The 16,316-nt window shown below is 48.0% G+C and carries 11 protein-coding genes; 1 reads left to right on the forward strand and 10 read right to left on the reverse strand.

All coding sequences use genetic code 11. The features are described from left to right. Positions 1–302: 302 nt before the first annotated feature. The 4 genes from gltB to thpR all read right to left on the reverse strand — a co-directional run bounded on the left by gltB (position 303) and on the right by thpR (position 7,706). Positions 303–4,901 carry a glutamate synthase large subunit gene (gltB, locus tag MMB75_RS15015; RefSeq protein WP_017426451.1) on the reverse strand — a complete coding sequence of 1,533 codons (4,599 nt, stop codon included), beginning with the start codon at positions 4,899–4,901 and terminating at the stop codon, positions 303–305. Positions 4,902–5,361: 460 nt separating this feature from the next. Further along, positions 5,362–6,045 carry a metal-dependent hydrolase gene (locus MMB75_RS15020; protein WP_017426450.1) on the reverse strand — a complete coding sequence of 228 codons (684 nt, stop codon included), beginning with the start codon at positions 6,043–6,045 and terminating at the stop codon, positions 5,362–5,364. A gap of 170 nt (positions 6,046–6,215) precedes the next feature. Next, complete coding sequence (locus MMB75_RS15025; RefSeq protein ID WP_016821264.1) at positions 6,216–7,028, reverse strand: cell wall hydrolase; 813 nt, start codon at positions 7,026–7,028, stop codon at positions 6,216–6,218. A gap of 111 nt (positions 7,029–7,139) precedes the next feature. Then, complete coding sequence (gene thpR / locus MMB75_RS15030) at positions 7,140–7,706, reverse strand: RNA 2',3'-cyclic phosphodiesterase (protein ID WP_017426449.1); 567 nt, start codon at positions 7,704–7,706, stop codon at positions 7,140–7,142. Between the two features lie 227 nt (positions 7,707–7,933). Between thpR and MMB75_RS15035 the strand changes: the two genes are divergently transcribed. Further along, entirely contained in the window at positions 7,934–8,890 is a 957-nt protein-coding gene (locus MMB75_RS15035) for a D-2-hydroxyacid dehydrogenase (protein WP_017426448.1), read from the forward strand. Positions 8,891–8,894: 4 nt separating this feature from the next. Here the strand turns inward: MMB75_RS15035 and MMB75_RS15040 are convergent, their stop codons facing one another. The 6 genes from MMB75_RS15040 to MMB75_RS15065 all read right to left on the reverse strand — a co-directional run bounded on the left by MMB75_RS15040 (position 8,895) and on the right by MMB75_RS15065 (position 16,251). After that, complete coding sequence (locus tag MMB75_RS15040) at positions 8,895–9,881, reverse strand: restriction endonuclease subunit M (protein ID WP_017426447.1); 987 nt, start codon at positions 9,879–9,881, stop codon at positions 8,895–8,897. A gap of 21 nt (positions 9,882–9,902) precedes the next feature. Beyond that, on the reverse strand, positions 9,903–10,847 hold the full coding sequence (locus MMB75_RS15045) for an MsnO8 family LLM class oxidoreductase (RefSeq protein ID WP_017426446.1): 945 nt from the start codon (positions 10,845–10,847) through the stop codon (positions 9,903–9,905). Positions 10,848–10,918: 71 nt separating this feature from the next. Continuing rightward, positions 10,919–12,334: a deoxyguanosinetriphosphate triphosphohydrolase family protein gene (locus MMB75_RS15050; RefSeq protein ID WP_016821269.1), complete on the reverse strand. Its 1,416-nt coding sequence runs from the start codon at positions 12,332–12,334 to the stop codon at positions 10,919–10,921. Positions 12,335–12,614: 280 nt separating this feature from the next. Beyond that, positions 12,615–13,526: a nickel transporter permease gene (gene nikC, locus MMB75_RS15055; protein ID WP_017426445.1), complete on the reverse strand. Its 912-nt coding sequence runs from the start codon at positions 13,524–13,526 to the stop codon at positions 12,615–12,617. Between the two features lie 35 nt (positions 13,527–13,561). Next, positions 13,562–14,566, reverse strand: a complete 1,005-nt coding sequence (locus MMB75_RS15060; RefSeq protein ID WP_045244089.1) for an ABC transporter permease — start codon at positions 14,564–14,566, stop codon at positions 13,562–13,564. 29 nt (positions 14,567–14,595) lie between these two features. Then, positions 14,596–16,251 carry an ABC transporter substrate-binding protein gene (locus tag MMB75_RS15065; RefSeq protein WP_016821272.1) on the reverse strand — a complete coding sequence of 552 codons (1,656 nt, stop codon included), beginning with the start codon at positions 16,249–16,251 and terminating at the stop codon, positions 14,596–14,598. Between the last annotated feature and the right edge of the window lie 65 nt (positions 16,252–16,316).

Raw genomic sequence — 16,316 nt, forward strand, 5'->3', positions numbered from 1 at the left:
TTTGAAGGGACGATGGGCATATTAGGTTTGTTTGCGTACTCTAAAAAAATCATAACCAATCCAAAAATAAATAACAAGACATAAACTCTTACGTAAACGGTTACATTCCAAAAAATTTGGTACTTTTTATAACATATTTACCGTTTCAGGAAAACATTTTGGGGGTAATGTCAGAATTTATGACGTTTGTCAAGGTAATAAATCACATTTTTATCAGTCTAAAAAAAGGACTTGCTGGCACCGCCGTGACTATAACAGCGGTATTCAGCAAGTCCTTTTTAGTGAATTTGGCGGTCTGCTTTTTAGCCCCCGGTACGCGCCAACTCACGCATATTGGCTTCAAATGCTGCCAGTAGAGCTTCATCCCCGCTCAAACCGGTCGCCTCTTCTTTTTGGATCTGTTCAACCATACGCTTGTAATCCTTTGGAATCACCCGTACAAATTGCTGAATCGCAGTCTGCCATTCATCCAAAATACGTTGTCCTGCTTCACTGCCCGTGTAAGTGACATGGCGCTGAATCAAGCCGCGCAAATCCGCTGCTTCTGCAGGGTCCTCCACATCTTCCAGCAACACCATCTCCAGATTACAACGGCTCAGGAACGTTCCCTCAGGATCATAGACGTATGCAATACCTCCGGACATCCCGGCTCCAAAGTTCCGTCCGGTTCCACCCAATACAGCTACACGTCCGCCCGTCATGTATTCGCAGCCATGATCACCAACGCCCTCAACAACAATACGTGCGCCGGAATTCCGAACGGCAAAGCGCTCGCCTGCGATTCCGTTAATATAAGCTTCACCACTGGTCGCTCCATACAAGGCTGTATTTCCGATAATAATGTTCTCTTCAGCCTTAAAGGTCGCTTTGTGAGATTTCTTTACAATAACTTTACCGCCAGATAGCCCTTTACCGACATAGTCATTGCTATCGCCTTCGACGCTCAACGTGATACCTTTCGGAATAAAGGCTCCGAAGCTCTGACCTGCCGATCCAATGAAGTTAAAGCGAATCGTATCCTCAGGCAGACCTGCCGCTCCATACTTACGTGTAACCTCGCTGCCCAGAATCGTACCTACCGCCCGATTCACGTTAGTAATAGGCAAGGTACCCTCCACAGGCGTTCCGCTCTCCAGTGCTTCCGCAGCCATCGGTAAGAGCTTCTGCATATCAAGTGTTTCTTCCAGACCGTGGTTTTGGCGCTGTACGCGGTAACGTACACTTCCATCTTCCAACTCAGGAACATGCAGCAGCAAGCTCAGGTCTACGCCCTTCTTCTTCCAGTGCGAATCGGCGTTCACGGTATCCAGACAATCCGTACGGCCAATCATTTCCTGGATCGTGCGGAATCCCAGCTCCGCCATAATTTCACGGACATCTTCTGCGATGAAACGCATAAAATTCACCACATGGGCTGGATCACCCATATAATTTTTGCGCAACTCTGGATTCTGCGTAGCCACACCCACCGGACAGGTATCCATTTGGCATACCCGCATCATAATACAGCCCAACGCTACGAGCGGCGCTGTGGAGAAGCCGTATTCTTCCGCACCCAACAGGGCAGCTACGACCAAATCACGTCCAGACAGCATCTTACCGTCTGTCTCCAGTACCACGCGGTCGCGCAGGTTGTTCAGCATGAGCGTCTGATGCGTCTCAGCCAGCCCCAGCTCCCAAGGCATACCCGCATGGCGGATGGAGCCTTGCGGGGAAGCGCCTGTACCACCGTCATAACCGCTGACCAGAATAATGTCAGCACGGCCTTTGGCTACTCCTGTAGCAATCGTGCCCACACCTACCTCTGATACCAGCTTTACGTTAATATCAGCACGTGGATTGGCGTTTTTGAGATCATAGATGAGCTCTGCCAAATCCTCGATAGAATAAATATCGTGATGCGGTGGTGGCGAAATCAGGCCTACTCCTGGCGTTGAACCGCGTACCTCGGCGACCCAAGGATACACCTTGCGTCCTGGTAGTTGCCCACCTTCGCCCGGCTTCGCGCCTTGCGCCATTTTAATCTGAATTTCGTCGGCATTCACCAAGTAGTTCGACGTGACACCAAATCGGCCAGATGCCACCTGCTTGATCGAACTGCGACGTGAATCACCATTAGCATCCGGGATGAAACGCGCAGGGTTTTCCCCGCCCTCACCCGTGTTGCTCTTGCCACCGATCCGATTCATCGCAATCGCCAAATCTTCATGCGCTTCCTGGCTAATGGAGCCAAAAGACATAGCCCCTGTTTTAAAGCGACGCATAATCGATGCAGCAGATTCCACTTCATCCAGCGGCACAGGCTCACCAGCAGGCTTCAATTGAAGCATGGAGCGAATCGTCAAATGTTGTTCAGATTCACCCTGTACCAGCTTGGTATACTTCTTGTAAAGCTCGTAGTCTCCCGAGCGAACCGACTGCTGGAGTAAATGCACTGTTTGCGGGTTAAACAAGTGCTCTTCTCCATCGTTGCGCCATTGGTATTCGCCGCCCGAATCGAGCACCTTGTCATTGCCGTCCTTATCAGTGAAAGCACGGTTATGGTGGGCCAGCGCTTCCATCGTCACTTCCTCCAGACCAATACCGCCAATGCGGGAAGGCGTCCATGTGAAATAACGGTCAACGAAATCCTGCTTCAGACCTACGGCCTCGAAAATTTGCGCTCCACGGTACGACTGAATCGTGGAAATACCCATTTTGGACAATATTTTAACGACACCCTTGGTTGCCGCTTTAATATAATTTTTAACTGCTTTTTCGTGCGAGATGCCGCGCAGCAAGCCCTGTTGAATTATGACATCCAGCGTTTCAAACGCCAGATACGGATTAACCGCGCTCACACCGTAGCCCAAAAGTACCGCATAATGGTGAATATCTCTTGGCTCCCCGGATTCCAGCAAAATGCTCACACGTGTGCGTGTACCCTGCTTAATCAGATGGTGATGCAGGCTGGAAACAGCTAGCAACGCCGGAATGGCTGCATTTTCTGCGTCCACTCCACGGTCAGACAGAATCAGAATGTTATGACCTTTGTCAATGACACGGTCAGCCGCCTCAAACAGTCCTTCCAGCGCCTTGTATAAGCCCTCAGCACCTTCTTTTGCTTCAAAGAAGATCGGAATGGTCATGGATTTGAAGCCTGGACGGTGTACGTGACGAATTTTAGCAAACTCTTCATTCGACAGCACCGGCGAATCCAAACGAATCTGGCGACAGCTTTCCGGTTCTGGGTGCAGTAAATTGCGCTCTGGTCCAATCGTCGTTGCAGTTGACGTCACTATTTCTTCACGAATGGCGTCAATCGGCGGGTTGGTAACCTGAGCAAACATTTGTTTAAAGTAATTGTACAAACGTTGCGGACGGTCAGACAATACCGCCAATGGAGCATCATACCCCATTGAGCCAATCGGTTCCGCACCTGTAAGTGCCATCGGCTCCAGAAGTTTGCGTAGTTCTTCAAACGTATATCCAAAAGCGAGTTGCAACTGATTTACATTTTCATGTTTCGGCTCTGGCTGCTCCAGTGCTTCAGGCAGATCATCCAGATCAATCAAATGCTCATCCAGCCACTGCTGATAAGGTTCTTCGGATGCGATACGTTCCTTTAACTCTTCATCAGAAACGATGCGGCCTTCTTGAGTATCCACCAGGAGCATACGCCCTGGACGGAGACGATCCTTATAAAGCACATTTTCAGGAGCAATATCCAATACGCCCGCCTCAGATGACAGTGCAATCAGGTCGTCCTTGGTCACATAGTAACGTGCAGGACGCAGGCCGTTGCGATCAAGAATCGCCCCGATTTGGATACCGTCTGTAAACGCCATCGCAGCAGGTCCGTCCCACGGCTCCATCATGGTGCTATGATATTCATAAAATGCCCGCTTCTTCGGGTCCATGGTCTCATGCTTGTTCCAAGGCTCAGGTACCATCATCATGGCTACATGAGGAAGCGAACGTCCACTCAGATACAGAAATTCCAGGGTATTATCAAACATAGCTGTATCCGAGCCATCTGGGTTGATGACAGGTTTAACCTTCTTGATATCGTTGCCAAACGCTTCGCTTTCAAACTGTGCCTGACGCGCATGCATCCAGTTTACGTTGCCGCGCATGGTATTAATTTCACCGTTGTGAATCATAAAACGATAAGGATGCGCACGGTCCCAGCTCGGGAACGTATTCGTACTAAAACGGGAATGGACCAGCGCGATCGCCGATGTCACCCGCTCATCCTGCAAATCCAGATAAAATTTACCTACCTGCTCGGTTGTCAGCATTCCTTTGTATACAACCTTGCGACATGACAAACTTGGAATATAGAACGACTCACCATTCATATCCTCTTGGTTATAGCGAATAGCAAGCTCTGCACGTTTACGAATGACATACAGTTTCCGTTCAAAATCCAGTTCTTCCTTCAAATCGCTACTGCGGCCGATGAACACCTGACGTACGCCAGGTTTAGCTGCTTTTGCCGATTTACCCAGCATTTCGTCATACGTTGGTACATCGCGAAAGCCCAGACAGTTCTGGCCCTCGTCCACAATGATTTCTCTAAGCTTCTGCTCATGCAGCTCACGAACTTTTGGATCATTGGATACAAAAAGCATACCCACGCCATATTGTCCGGCCTTAGGCAATTTGAAGCCCAATCGCTCCGCTTCCTCTTGAAAAAACAGATGCGGAACCTGAATCATGATCCCTGCTCCGTCACCGGAGTTTGGTTCACTTCCCTGACCGCCCCGATGCTCCATGTTTACGAGCATGGTCAAAGCCTGACTTACAATATCGTGCGATGGTTTTCCCTTGATGTGGGCAACAAAGCCCATGCCGCAGGCGTCTTTTTCGAATTGGGGATCATATAGTCCCTGTTTGGGTGGTAAACCTGTCTGTCTCATGGAACGCAACCTTTCTGTTATAAAGTCATGCTGGCCTGAAATACAGGCGGCCGAATAGAAGACAGTGGCAACAAGAGGTAAATCAAAGAACAACTACGAGGAATGGGGGACAAAAACATAAGACGTATTCAAGGCGGTACGGTCCGCCGAATGCGCATGTTTTTCAATAATTATGCAATGGCTTGACTTGAAAAACACGTCGATTCCACTGATGAATCTAATTAGTTCTATCATTTTATCATTGACCTATTGTGTTAGCAATTCAAAGTTTTTATGGTTGTGATAATAAATCTTTTACATTACAGCTTCAACGTACCAATGCAAAAATATATCATTTTTATGTATAAATATTCATTAAAAAAGTCAGCCTTTTCTATTCCCAAGGAACAGAAAAGGCTGACAAAGGAGTTTAATATACATACGGACCATCATGTACATTCCCGCAAATCGATAAACCGTATTAAAATTCGAGACTTTCGCCTGGCTTCAATGCTTTCCCTTCAATACCTTCTTTATGAAGACGGTCACAGAAGCCGTCTCCGTCCTGCTCTATGCCGGGAAAAGTATTGTAATGCACCGGTATCACGCGGCTTGCCCGTAGCCATTTCGCTGCCAGCAAAGCATCCTCCGGTCCCATTGTATAACCATCTCCGATCGGCAATACTGCGGCATCAATGGAGTTGGTTTCTCCAATGAGACGCATATCGCCAAACAAGCCGGTATCCCCTGCATGGAAAAATGTTTTGCCTCCCATAGTCAATAAAATCCCCGCAGGCTCTCCCATGTAGATGGTTTGTCCGTTCACGGTCAAAGAGGAACTGTGGAACGCCAGCGTAAATTTCACATGAAAACCGTCAAATTGGTGACCACCACCCAGATTCATACCGTGAGCTTTGGTTCCCAAGGATGCACAATATTCAGCCAGTTCCGCCACCGCAATTACAGGGCAATCATTGCGCTTGGCAATTTCAACTGCATCACCAAAATGATCGGCGTGACCGTGTGTCAACAGTACTGCATCCACCTGAATATCTTCGGCCTGTACGGTTGCTTTAGGATTCCCCGTCAAAAAAGGATCGATAATAATCCGTTTCCCCTCTGCCTCCACCAACACAACTGAATGTCCATAATATGTGATTTTCATAACATTTACGCCTCCTTTGTCACTTTTATTATTTAGGTTACTTTCCTTTACCTAATTATACCTCTTTTGCATACCTGCTTCACCTGCGCACACAAAATACGCTCACAAAGCTGAACCCTGTTGTTTAGAAAGGGCTGTTATTTGTCGCTCATGGGATTTATACCAAATGCTCATTTATAAAAGGTATGATGACCGATAGTTTTCACCTTGGTACGCGAATGATGAACCGTAAGGTCCTGGGCCAACGTAAGCGAAAGGAAAAAACAGGTGTTATCAGGCACGGCTTTATGGCCATTCAAAGCGGCCGTAACTGCACGTATGCAGTCCTGGTTAGGCTGAACACGACGAAGACGCCCGTTCGCAACCGGACTAAATTGCGCTTTTTGATAAATCACTGCCTGAATCGTATCGGGAAATGAGGCTGACCGCAGCCGGTTTAAGACAACGTTGGCAACTGCCACTTTGCCTTCGTACGGTTCGCCTTCTGCTTCTGCCATCACTATTTTTTGCAGCAGGAGCAGTTCTTTAGCGGAGACAGGATAGCTCCAGGTAGACAACGCCTTGTCATCCTGAGTGAGCATTTTTGTCTTCGTAAAGTAGATGGTTGTAGGAGGGGTTAGGATTGCGGACTTGCTATGCTGGACCTCAGGCTTTTTCTTGCCTGTAACAGCGTTATTCCGAGCTTGTTCCACCTGCTTCATCTGGGAAGCGGGTAACGGAGTCGGCATGATTTCTTTCCAGCTTGGCTGCCCATGAGCAGCGACAAAGATGGGGCTTGTCCTGTTTGACCCGTTATGGGTCCCCATCCTGTCGCCATATGTAGGAACCGAAGTGTTCCCTGACCAGCTCAGAGATTGCATAGGTGCATTTTTATGATTATTCTGTGTTTGCTGAACCTCAGCGTAGAGGCCTATCCCCAATATACAAACAAGCAGCACACTCAAAAGAGGTGCAAACCAACGATGTTCTTTAACGATTTCCATAATGTTCCTCCCGTTAACTTTAAGCACATTCCTCAGATATGTAACCCAAAATGCGCTTTTTGAATAACGCTGAAACACTATATCACTAAATTCGCTGATAGATCAAGGGTTTCACCTCATTAATGGGAATGTTTGAATTATTTGGTACATCGGTTTTTGTCCCATTCGGGTTGCATATAATACAAATTCCCCCACTTCCCAAGGCTCGCCGCTTCGGTCATCTGACTGCCACACAGACGCTGAAACAGGCTCCCCTCCTGTATATGAACGTGCTACAGTGATATGAGGTCGATAAGGTCGTTCCTCGGGTTTAAAACCCAGCGGTTCGGTAGCTCGAAGTATGGACTGGTACAGCTGATCCAGTGACTCTCGCTGCCCGGTCACTCCCCTCCATAGTACACGCGGAAAATCTTCGCGTCCAAAAAAGCCTGCTTCACCCATGCCAAGCGTGAACGGGCGATGCTCAGCTCCAGCATGAACTAGAGCCTGCTCAAGTTTTGGAATAACCGAATTCGCCACATCACCCAGAAACTGAAGTGTCACGTGGTAATCTCTGAAGTCACTCCATTTGCGGAAAGACAAATTACTCAAATCCTGCTCTACCCAATGACGTAACTTCTTCTTGTGCTGGTCCGGGAGAGCTATCGCTGTAAAGAGTCTTTGCGATTCATTTTTCATCTACCTCTTCTCCTTTCTTAACGAATATCCCGTGGATATCCCAAAAAGTAGCTGTTTGGTTGGTCCCCAATCAGGGTAAAGCCACTTGTTGTTATATATGATGACACCGCGGGCTTGTTTCTACCCTTCTTATGCAAATTTCCCGACAATCTGTTATCCTTGAAGGGATGGTTCGCCAGAATATATTGGAAACTCCAAGGAATCAAACATCGAGGAGGCTATGAATCATGGGAAGCATTTTAAGTTTACATCAATTGACGGATGATCAAAAAAAACAGGTTCGTGCAGCGGCTCCAGGCTACGAATTGATTATTGGCAAAGCCCAGGAATTGGAGACTGAACAGATCCGTGAGGCCGAGGTTATTCTAGGCTGGTCCAAGCATATTGCCGAGGAAGCATTACATCCAGACAGCAAGCTAAAGTGGATACAAACCTGGTCGGCTGGGATTGATAAGCTCCCGCTTACCGAACTGGAAAAGCGCAACATTGCACTCACGAATACAAGTGGTGTACATGCGATTCCAATTACAGAGCAGATCTTTGGAATGCTGCTATCGCATACCCGTTATTTACAGCAAGCGGCTCTCTTGCAGCGTCAGAAAACATGGCAGCCACCGGAAGGTCAACTGACGGAATTACGTGGCAAAACGCTGTTGATTACAGGCGTTGGCGAAATTGGCCGTGAAACCGCTCGGATTGCAGAAGCCTTTGGCATGCGAGTGATCGGGGTTCGCCGTTCCGGCAAGGAAGCTCCCCATGTAGAACACATGTACACAAACGAACAACTACATGAAGCATTGGGCGTTGCGGATATTGTGGTTAATATTTTGCCATTCACTGAAGAGACCCATCACTTCTTAGACGAAAACGCATTTGCAGCGATGCGTAAAGGCGCCTTCTTCATAAATGTCGGTCGCGGCAAGACTGTTCATACAGATGCGCTGGTACGCTCGCTGGAACAAAAACATATTGCTTTTGCCGGACTGGATGTATTCGAGGAAGAACCGCTACCTGCGTCACATCCACTGTGGGGTCTAGAGAATGTCCTGATTACGCCGCATATTGCAGGGGATACAGACCGATATGCTGAACGAGCGGTAGATATTTTTCTCACTAATTTGAAAGCCTATGCTACTGGTCAGAAGCTGCCACTGAATTTGGTTAACTACAAAACTCAGTATTAACAAGCTACTTACAGATCCAGATTTCCCGACTCATACCTGTCTTATAGATACGGCATTGCTCCATAACGGTCCAGCCTGACTCGGATAGCAATGTTGCCATCGGCTCCGTGCTCACAATCACTGCCCGCGCGGCCAGGCGTCTCAGACTGCGCAGCATCTTTTTTTGTTCGTCAGCAGGGAGCACGGAGCACAGGTTATAAGGCATATCCAATATAGCTGCATCATAATTACCTGTGAGCATGTTCATATCCCCCAGTTTCACCAGATCTTCTTCATATCCAAAATGGCGTAAATTCACTCGTGCCCCACGCACCGTCAACGGGTTGATATCACAGCCGCGAATATCCTTGCCCATACTCAATGCCTCAATCATTACATTGCCCATACCACAACACGGGTCCAGCAGTTTCAAGGAGTCTGACTTTCCCTTAGATGCAGTTATATCCGTTGCTGCTAAATTCACAAGTGCTCTAGCTACCAGAACGGGTAGTCCAGTAGAATAGTTTTGCGGCTTCTGACGACGCTCCTGCCACGATCTGTCGCTATACTCGCACATGCCCATCAGCCACCGTTCTCCTAATCGTATGACTCCTAGGATTACATCCGGTGTCTTCATTTGCGCCTGCCCCTGAATACGTGCACCAATCCGGCGTTCTATCTCGCGCCGCTCGTCATAATCAGCCTCATTGTCCCCTTCTTTAAGGCACAGCACCTTAAAGGTCTTTCCTTCCTCAAGCTGTAACATGGAAGCTGCCTCGCATAGCTCCTCCAGCGTGTCCGCCTCGATGATGATATCCAGACGAAGATGGATAAACGGGCTGATCCCCGGCTCCAGCCGAAGATGGGACGACAGCATGGAACTATGCACAGGCTGTTGACCGAACAAGCACTTTAGTTCCAAAAGACACAATTCACGCTCGGTCTCATGACACGCATAGGTATATATGTAGCGAGGTTTCATTTTATCTGTATCGATTTTGTATTTATTCATGTCAGTTCTCTTTTCATCTTTTCATTTGGAATCAAGACTACAATTCACAGCCTCCGCTATTAGTCGGTAGGAATGAAGCCGCTGCTCATAATCGGGAATGGGCGTGACCAACAGAAACTCATCATTATTATATTTGATCTGCAAGCTACGCAACCGTTCGGCAATAACCGATGGTGTTCCCACCAGCCAACTGGCTCGGATCGCTGGATCGCCTAATGAAATCTGAGCAGCCCATTGCTGCGCCAACTCATCTGTCGACGCACATACTGCTCCTACAGCAACCATAGTACGGGGCTTGTCCATCCGTGTGGACGGTTGAAAGCTAGAGCGGTAAATGCTTAGCATTTCTTCCGTTTGCTGTTCACTCATAAATTGGCCGAATACATAGCCCGTTGAATACTGCGCAGCATATTCGGCACTTTTTCGGTTGGTACCCAGCATCCACAGCGCTGGCGGCTGTTCTGGCATTGGACGGGCAAACACGGGGATCTGTTCATATTCATATGTGCCTTCCAACAAAGCCAATAGAGCTTCCATCTTCTGTGGCAGCTCAGTCACATGTTGAAGAAAATTGCCGCTTAGTGCCATCGAAGCATGAGGCCCCCCGCCAGGGGCCCTCCCCAGACCCAATTCGACTCTGCCTGGATATAGAGCAGCCAGCAGATGAAACCATTCGGCGACCTTGACTGGACTATAATGCGGGAGCAATATAGCCCCCGCCCCCAGTTGGATGGTCGTCGTCACCGCCCCGATATGAGACAACAGCACTTCCGGACTGGAGGAAGCCAGCCCCTCCATATCGTGATGCTCGGAGGTCCAGTAGCGTGTATATCCCCATGCTTCCGCCTGTTTCGCCAGCTTTGCCGCCCATTGAACTGCTTGCTCCGGACGATTGCCGGGCAGCAGCGGTACCATATCAAGCACACCGAGATTCAACGAGTTAGTAGCTAAAGACTGAGGTTGCATATACGCCTTCTCCTCTCCCTTCTATCCGTTCTAAACAAGTTTCTTCTACTATATAGGGTTAAATAAAAACGTTAGTCCAGGTCATAAATGGAACCTACCTTCAGGCCATATAACTCATTATAAATTTTTTCAGCAAAAGCATCAGTCATGCCTGCAATATAGTCAATGACCATATGCTCCCATGTCCAGATTGGTTTGGCCTTGGCCTGGTCTCGCTCGTAGCGCTGGAGCCAATCGGTCGGAATAATGGACTTGGATGTTTCGGGGTCCAGAAAAGCCAACCATAACCGTCTAAGCATCCATTCACTGCGTTTTTGCAGACGCTGTACGCGCAGATCGCGGATCATGGTGACCCAAGCAAAGCTTTTTAATACACTCACCGTGCGCAGCATATCCAAATCCTCGCTTCCATCCCGTACGAAGGTTACCTTTTTCCAGTTTCCATCATCAATTACACCTAAGCTGCTGACAAACAGGCTGACCCAGTATGCTTTGACCTCCCGGCGGGTGCGAGAATAATCGTGTTCACATATCGGCATCTTCCCATTCCACACCTTCAAAAATTCGCTTAGTACCGCTGCGACCTTCTGCTCAATCTCAGCCAGTTGCCAGCCTTGCCAGAAGCTATCCTCCAACGTAGTGATTTTTTCCGTGATCAGACGAATTAAATATGGGTCATATAAGAAATGCTCGTGCACCTCAATTTTCCCTGCCTTAATCCCATCCTCCAAATCATGCGCGGAATAAGCAATATCGTCGCACAGATCCATGAGCTGGGCCTCCAGCGTTTTTTTACCGTCAGGGATGCCCCAATCCTCGCGGATCGAACGTATATATTCCCACTCATGCAGGTACAACCCTTTTTTGTTCAGAATCCCTGGATACGGGTATTTGTTGATTCCGAGCAATACAGCGTCCGACAAATTCAAACCATCCACATTCTCACGCTTCTCCAAAAACATAATCAGCCGAAAATTGTGCGCATTCCCTTCAAAATGCTCATAAATTCGTCGCTCGCGTGCATAGGCCTCAAGCCCACGCTTGGACTCTGGCGTAAAGCCACCAGCAGCTGATATCTTTTCTACCTTCGTCTCAATCAGTTGATCCAAAATCCCGTCCAGCACCTCTTCTCCCTTGTGTCCGAACGGTGGATGCCCAAAGTCATGCGCGATCGAAGCACACTCCACCACCTCAGGGTCAATGATCAGTCCTGCGTTATCCGCCTGTTCCAACTCTACCTCTGGATGACGGCGCAGCAAGCTTCGTGCCGCCTCACGCGCAATTTGCGCTACCTCCAACGAATGTGTCAGCCGTGTGCGATAATAATCTCCTGTGCCTGCGCCAAATACTTGTGATTTACCCTGCAACCGGCGGAAGGTCGGTGAATGGATCAATCGAGAATAATCTCGTTCATATGCTGCCCGTGAAGCGTCGCTCCGTGTCTGCTCCGCAAATTGTCGATGCTCTCTCTTATTTTGCCATGTCATAAAGCCCACTCCCTACGTACTCAATTGGAGTGATTATACATTTTTTTCACGCCTCAGGAAAGTTCACATGACTTACGGAGAAGATTGCAAACCATAGCGGGATGAATCGAAGTACACTAAACGTAAACAAAGTCATATAAAAAGGTGTTCCCCAGCTACCAGATTCAGGGAACACCTCTTTTCTTCAATTTAAATAGAAGTATATAAGTAAAACTAAAAAATGTGCATGGAAAACGGTGTAGACGGAATGATGCTGTTTATATACCTCGCTATTTTTACCCTAACGCTTCGCTCTTGGGTCCAAAACATCCCGCAGGCCATCACCCATCAGATTAAAGCCCAATACGGTCAGCATGATAGATATCCCCGGAAAAATAACTGTCCATGGCGCATTTTGGATATATTGCCGCGAATCGGACAACATTTTGCCCCACTCGGGCTCAGGAGGTTGTGCACCCAAGCCCAGAAATCCGAGCGCTGCTGCTTCAATAATGGCCGTTCCGATCCCCAATGTTCCTTGTACGATGATCGGCGTCAGGCTATTAGGCAAAATATAACGGAGTATGATTCGCCGATTATTAGCTCCAAGCGCTCTGGCAGACGTAATATACTCCTCCGTTTTGACACTCAGCACCTTAGAGCGAACCAATCGTCCATACGTTGGCACATTGACAATGGCAATGGCGTATAACGCATTTTCCAACGAAGGCCCCAGAATGGCCACAATAGCAATTGCCAGCAAAATCCCCGGAAATGCCAGTAAAATGTCGAATAGGCGTGAGATGATCATATCAGCCCATTTTCCATAAAATCCAGCAATTAATCCTAAGGCAGTTCCTACAATCATGGAACCAATAACGGACAAGAAACCGACCCATAACGAGATTCTGGCGCCATACAGCGTACGAGTCAGCAAATCTCGGCCAAGATCATCGGTACCGAACCAATGCTCTGCGGAAGGAGGCTGCAAGCGGCTCACCAAATTTTGCTCTTTATAGTCAAAAGGAGCAATCCAGGGCGCGATCAAAGCAATGATGACAAAGAAGATAATAATGCTGAGACCGACGAACGCCATTTTATTGTGACGGAACGCTCTCCACGCGTCTCTCCAAGGGCCCGACACCACAGGCAATTGCGCCAATGTATTGCGTGTTGTCGGTATGTTATTGGGTTCGATTGAAAATTGTGACATCGGACATGCTCCCCCTTGACCAATTGACGACTTGATTACTGATAACGAATACGCCGGTCGAGAACAGCGTACAGCAAATCGACAATCAGATTAATGATGACGAACAGGAACGCAATGATTAGAATTCCGCTTTGGATAACCGGATAGTCACGCGAGCTGATCGCTTCAAAAATGTACCGTCCGATGCCGGGCCAGGCAAATATGGTCTCTGTCAGTACGGCGCCTCCCAGTAACGATCCGGTCTGAAGACCGATGACAGTAAGCACAGGGATCGCAGCATTTTTAAGCGCATGTTTGTATACGACTTGAAAAGATGCCAGCCCCTTCGCCCGAGCCGTTCGGATATAGTCCGCATCCATCACCTCCAGCATGCTGGAACGGGTAATACGCGCTATGACCGCCATTGGAATCGTTCCCAGTGCGATACTGGGCAGGATCAAATGCTTGATGACGGTCCATACCTGATCCATACGTCCACCTATGACCGCATCAATCACGGCTAAATGTGTCACAGCTTCCACCGGATCACGAGAATTCATACGTCCAATGGAAGGGAGCCAATGCAGCTTATTAGCAAAGATCCACTGCTCCATCAAGCCCAGCCAAAAAATCGGCATCGATACTCCGACCAGGGCAATGACCATGCTGACATAGTCAAACCAAGAGTTACGCTTCCAGGCACTTACGATGCCTGCATTCATACCCACGACAATGGCAAAAAACATGCTTGCTACCGTCAACTCTAGCGTAGCCGCCAGATAAGGGACCATTTCCCGGGCAATCGGCTGCCGGGTGCGAATGGAATCGCCCAAGTCCCCTCGTGCCAGCTCACTTAGATAGGTCCCATATTGCTGTAACCACGGCTTGTCCAGCCCTAATTGCTCACGCAGCGCCTGTTTGGACTGTTCCGTGGCCTTGTCCCCCAATATCGTTTCCGCCGGATCACCAGGAATAGCATGAATAATCGAAAACACGATAAGCGTCATCCCCAGCAATACGGGAATCAATATGGCCAGCCTTTTTACAATATATGAGTTCATATGCTATTCACCGCCTGCTTGCGTTTGGGCTATTCAAAATAAATATTACCGTACGCTTCAATACCTGCCGGACAAGGTACAAAACCCTTAAGATTGGCTTTGCCTGCCATCAACGGCGTGCTGTGAACCAAGGGAATCCAAGGTGCATCTTGTTTAATAATGACTTGTGCTTGTTTATACAATTCCGCACGCTTATCTTGATCAACCTCAACCTGCGCCTTTACCAGTATTTTGTGAAGTTCCTCATTCACATAAAAACTGCGGTTATTGCCTGGGATCGTGTCCTTGTCGAGCAATGTGTAAAGGAAATTATCCGGGTCGCCATTATCCCCATTCCATCCCAACATGTACAGATCATCCTTCTCTCCAGCTTTAAGATCATCCAGATACGTAGCCCATTCTGGAGATTGAATGTTGACTTTGACTCCTATTTTTTCAAAATCAGCTTGAATAGCCTCTGCTACCTTTTTGCCGTCAGGCATGTATGGACGAGATACAGGCATTGCATAGAAGGTTAACGGCTCTGGAAGTCCGTTAGGAAAACCCGCTTCCGCTAGCAAAGATTTAGCCTTATTTAGATCATAAGTGTAGTCCTGAATGCTTTCGTCATATCCCCATAACGTGGGCGGCATCGGATTGACCGCAGGCTTGGCCTCGCCCGCAAACAATGCATCAATAATGGCCTGTTTGTTCACTGCGTGATTCAGTGCTTGCCGTACCTTGGGATTACTAAATGTCTTTTTCTTTAAATTAAATCCAATGTATGCCACATTAAAGGAGGGACGTTCGATTTTTACCAACTCGCTGTTACCTTCTAACTGCTTCGCATCATCCGGATTCAAATCTTCCATCAGGTCAATTTCCCCGTTTTGCAGAGCATTAAATCGCGCAGTGTTGTCTGGAATGGAACGAACGATAACCTTAGCCAGCTTTGGCTGTCCTTCTTTCCAATAAGTAGGATTCTTTTCCAAGGTGATCGTATCGTTACGTTTCCATTCCTTAAATACAAACGGCCCTGTGCCGACCGGATTATTTTTAAAATCAGCCTTTTTCTCCTTAATAGCCTTGGGACTTGCAATACTAAAGGATGGCATAGCGATATTTTGTAAAAAAGGAGCCTGCGGCTTGTTCAGTGTAAACTGGACGGTATTCGCATCTACCGCTTTAACCTCCTTAATCACTCTGCTTCCATCAGGCCCAAACATAGAATCATAATAGTCAAACGAGTCACCCTCAAATTTGTATGGACTTTTTGGATCAACCCAGCGGTCAAAGTTAAATACAACTGCTTCTGCGTTAAAGTCACTTCCGTCATGGAATTTTACGCCCTGACGCAGCTTGAACGTATAGACAAGTCCGTCCGGTGATACTTCCCAGCTCTCTGCGAGCCCTGGCTGAATCTCCGTGGTACTTTCCTTGTATTCCAGTAGTGTATCGAACACCTGTATTCCGATTTTTAACGACTCGCTTTCAGTCACAATGGCAGGATCTAATGCCACGGAATCTCCGCCACGCCCATAGATCAACGTGTCTTGCGCGCCTTCTCCCGCTCCACCTGGCGGTTGTCCTGCTTCTGGTTTTGCTCCTTCACCTGATCCCCCACAACCGGAAAGCACCAAAACCGTTCCTAGCGCAAGTACCAGCAGTACGGTCCAGATCTTGTGTTTTACGTACTTTTTGCTCATGCAGCGAACCCCTTTCACACCTTATATATTGTTAATTCGTTGATACCGGATGAATACCAATTCCT

This window comes from Paenibacillus sp. P2(2022) (genome assembly GCF_029522175.1).
Lineage (GTDB): Bacteria > Bacillota > Bacilli > Paenibacillales > Paenibacillaceae > Paenibacillus > Paenibacillus polymyxa.

What these genes read in the sequence shown, in the direction of transcription:
- MMB75_RS15020 (WP_017426450.1), bottom strand. Translation starts at nt 6,045, where the DNA reads ATGAAAATCACATATTATGGACATTCAGTTGTGTTGGTGGAGGCAGAG.
- MMB75_RS15035 (WP_017426448.1), top strand. Translation starts at nt 7,934, where the DNA reads ATGGGAAGCATTTTAAGTTTACATCAATTGACGGATGATCAAAAAAAA.
- MMB75_RS15040 (WP_017426447.1), bottom strand. Translation starts at nt 9,881, where the DNA reads ATGAATAAATACAAAATCGATACAGATAAAATGAAACCTCGCTACATA.
- nikC (WP_017426445.1), bottom strand. Translation starts at nt 13,526, where the DNA reads ATGTCACAATTTTCAATCGAACCCAATAACATACCGACAACACGCAAT.
- MMB75_RS15050 (WP_016821269.1), bottom strand. Translation starts at nt 12,334, where the DNA reads ATGACATGGCAAAATAAGAGAGAGCATCGACAATTTGCGGAGCAGACA.
- MMB75_RS15060 (WP_045244089.1), bottom strand. Translation starts at nt 14,566, where the DNA reads ATGAACTCATATATTGTAAAAAGGCTGGCCATATTGATTCCCGTATTG.
- thpR (WP_017426449.1), bottom strand. Translation starts at nt 7,706, where the DNA reads ATGAAAAATGAATCGCAAAGACTCTTTACAGCGATAGCTCTCCCGGAC.
- MMB75_RS15045 (WP_017426446.1), bottom strand. Translation starts at nt 10,847, where the DNA reads ATGCAACCTCAGTCTTTAGCTACTAACTCGTTGAATCTCGGTGTGCTT.
- MMB75_RS15025 (WP_016821264.1), bottom strand. Translation starts at nt 7,028, where the DNA reads ATGGAAATCGTTAAAGAACATCGTTGGTTTGCACCTCTTTTGAGTGTG.
- MMB75_RS15065 (WP_016821272.1), bottom strand. Translation starts at nt 16,251, where the DNA reads ATGAGCAAAAAGTACGTAAAACACAAGATCTGGACCGTACTGCTGGTA.
- gltB (WP_017426451.1), bottom strand. Translation starts at nt 4,901, where the DNA reads ATGAGACAGACAGGTTTACCACCCAAACAGGGACTATATGATCCCCAA.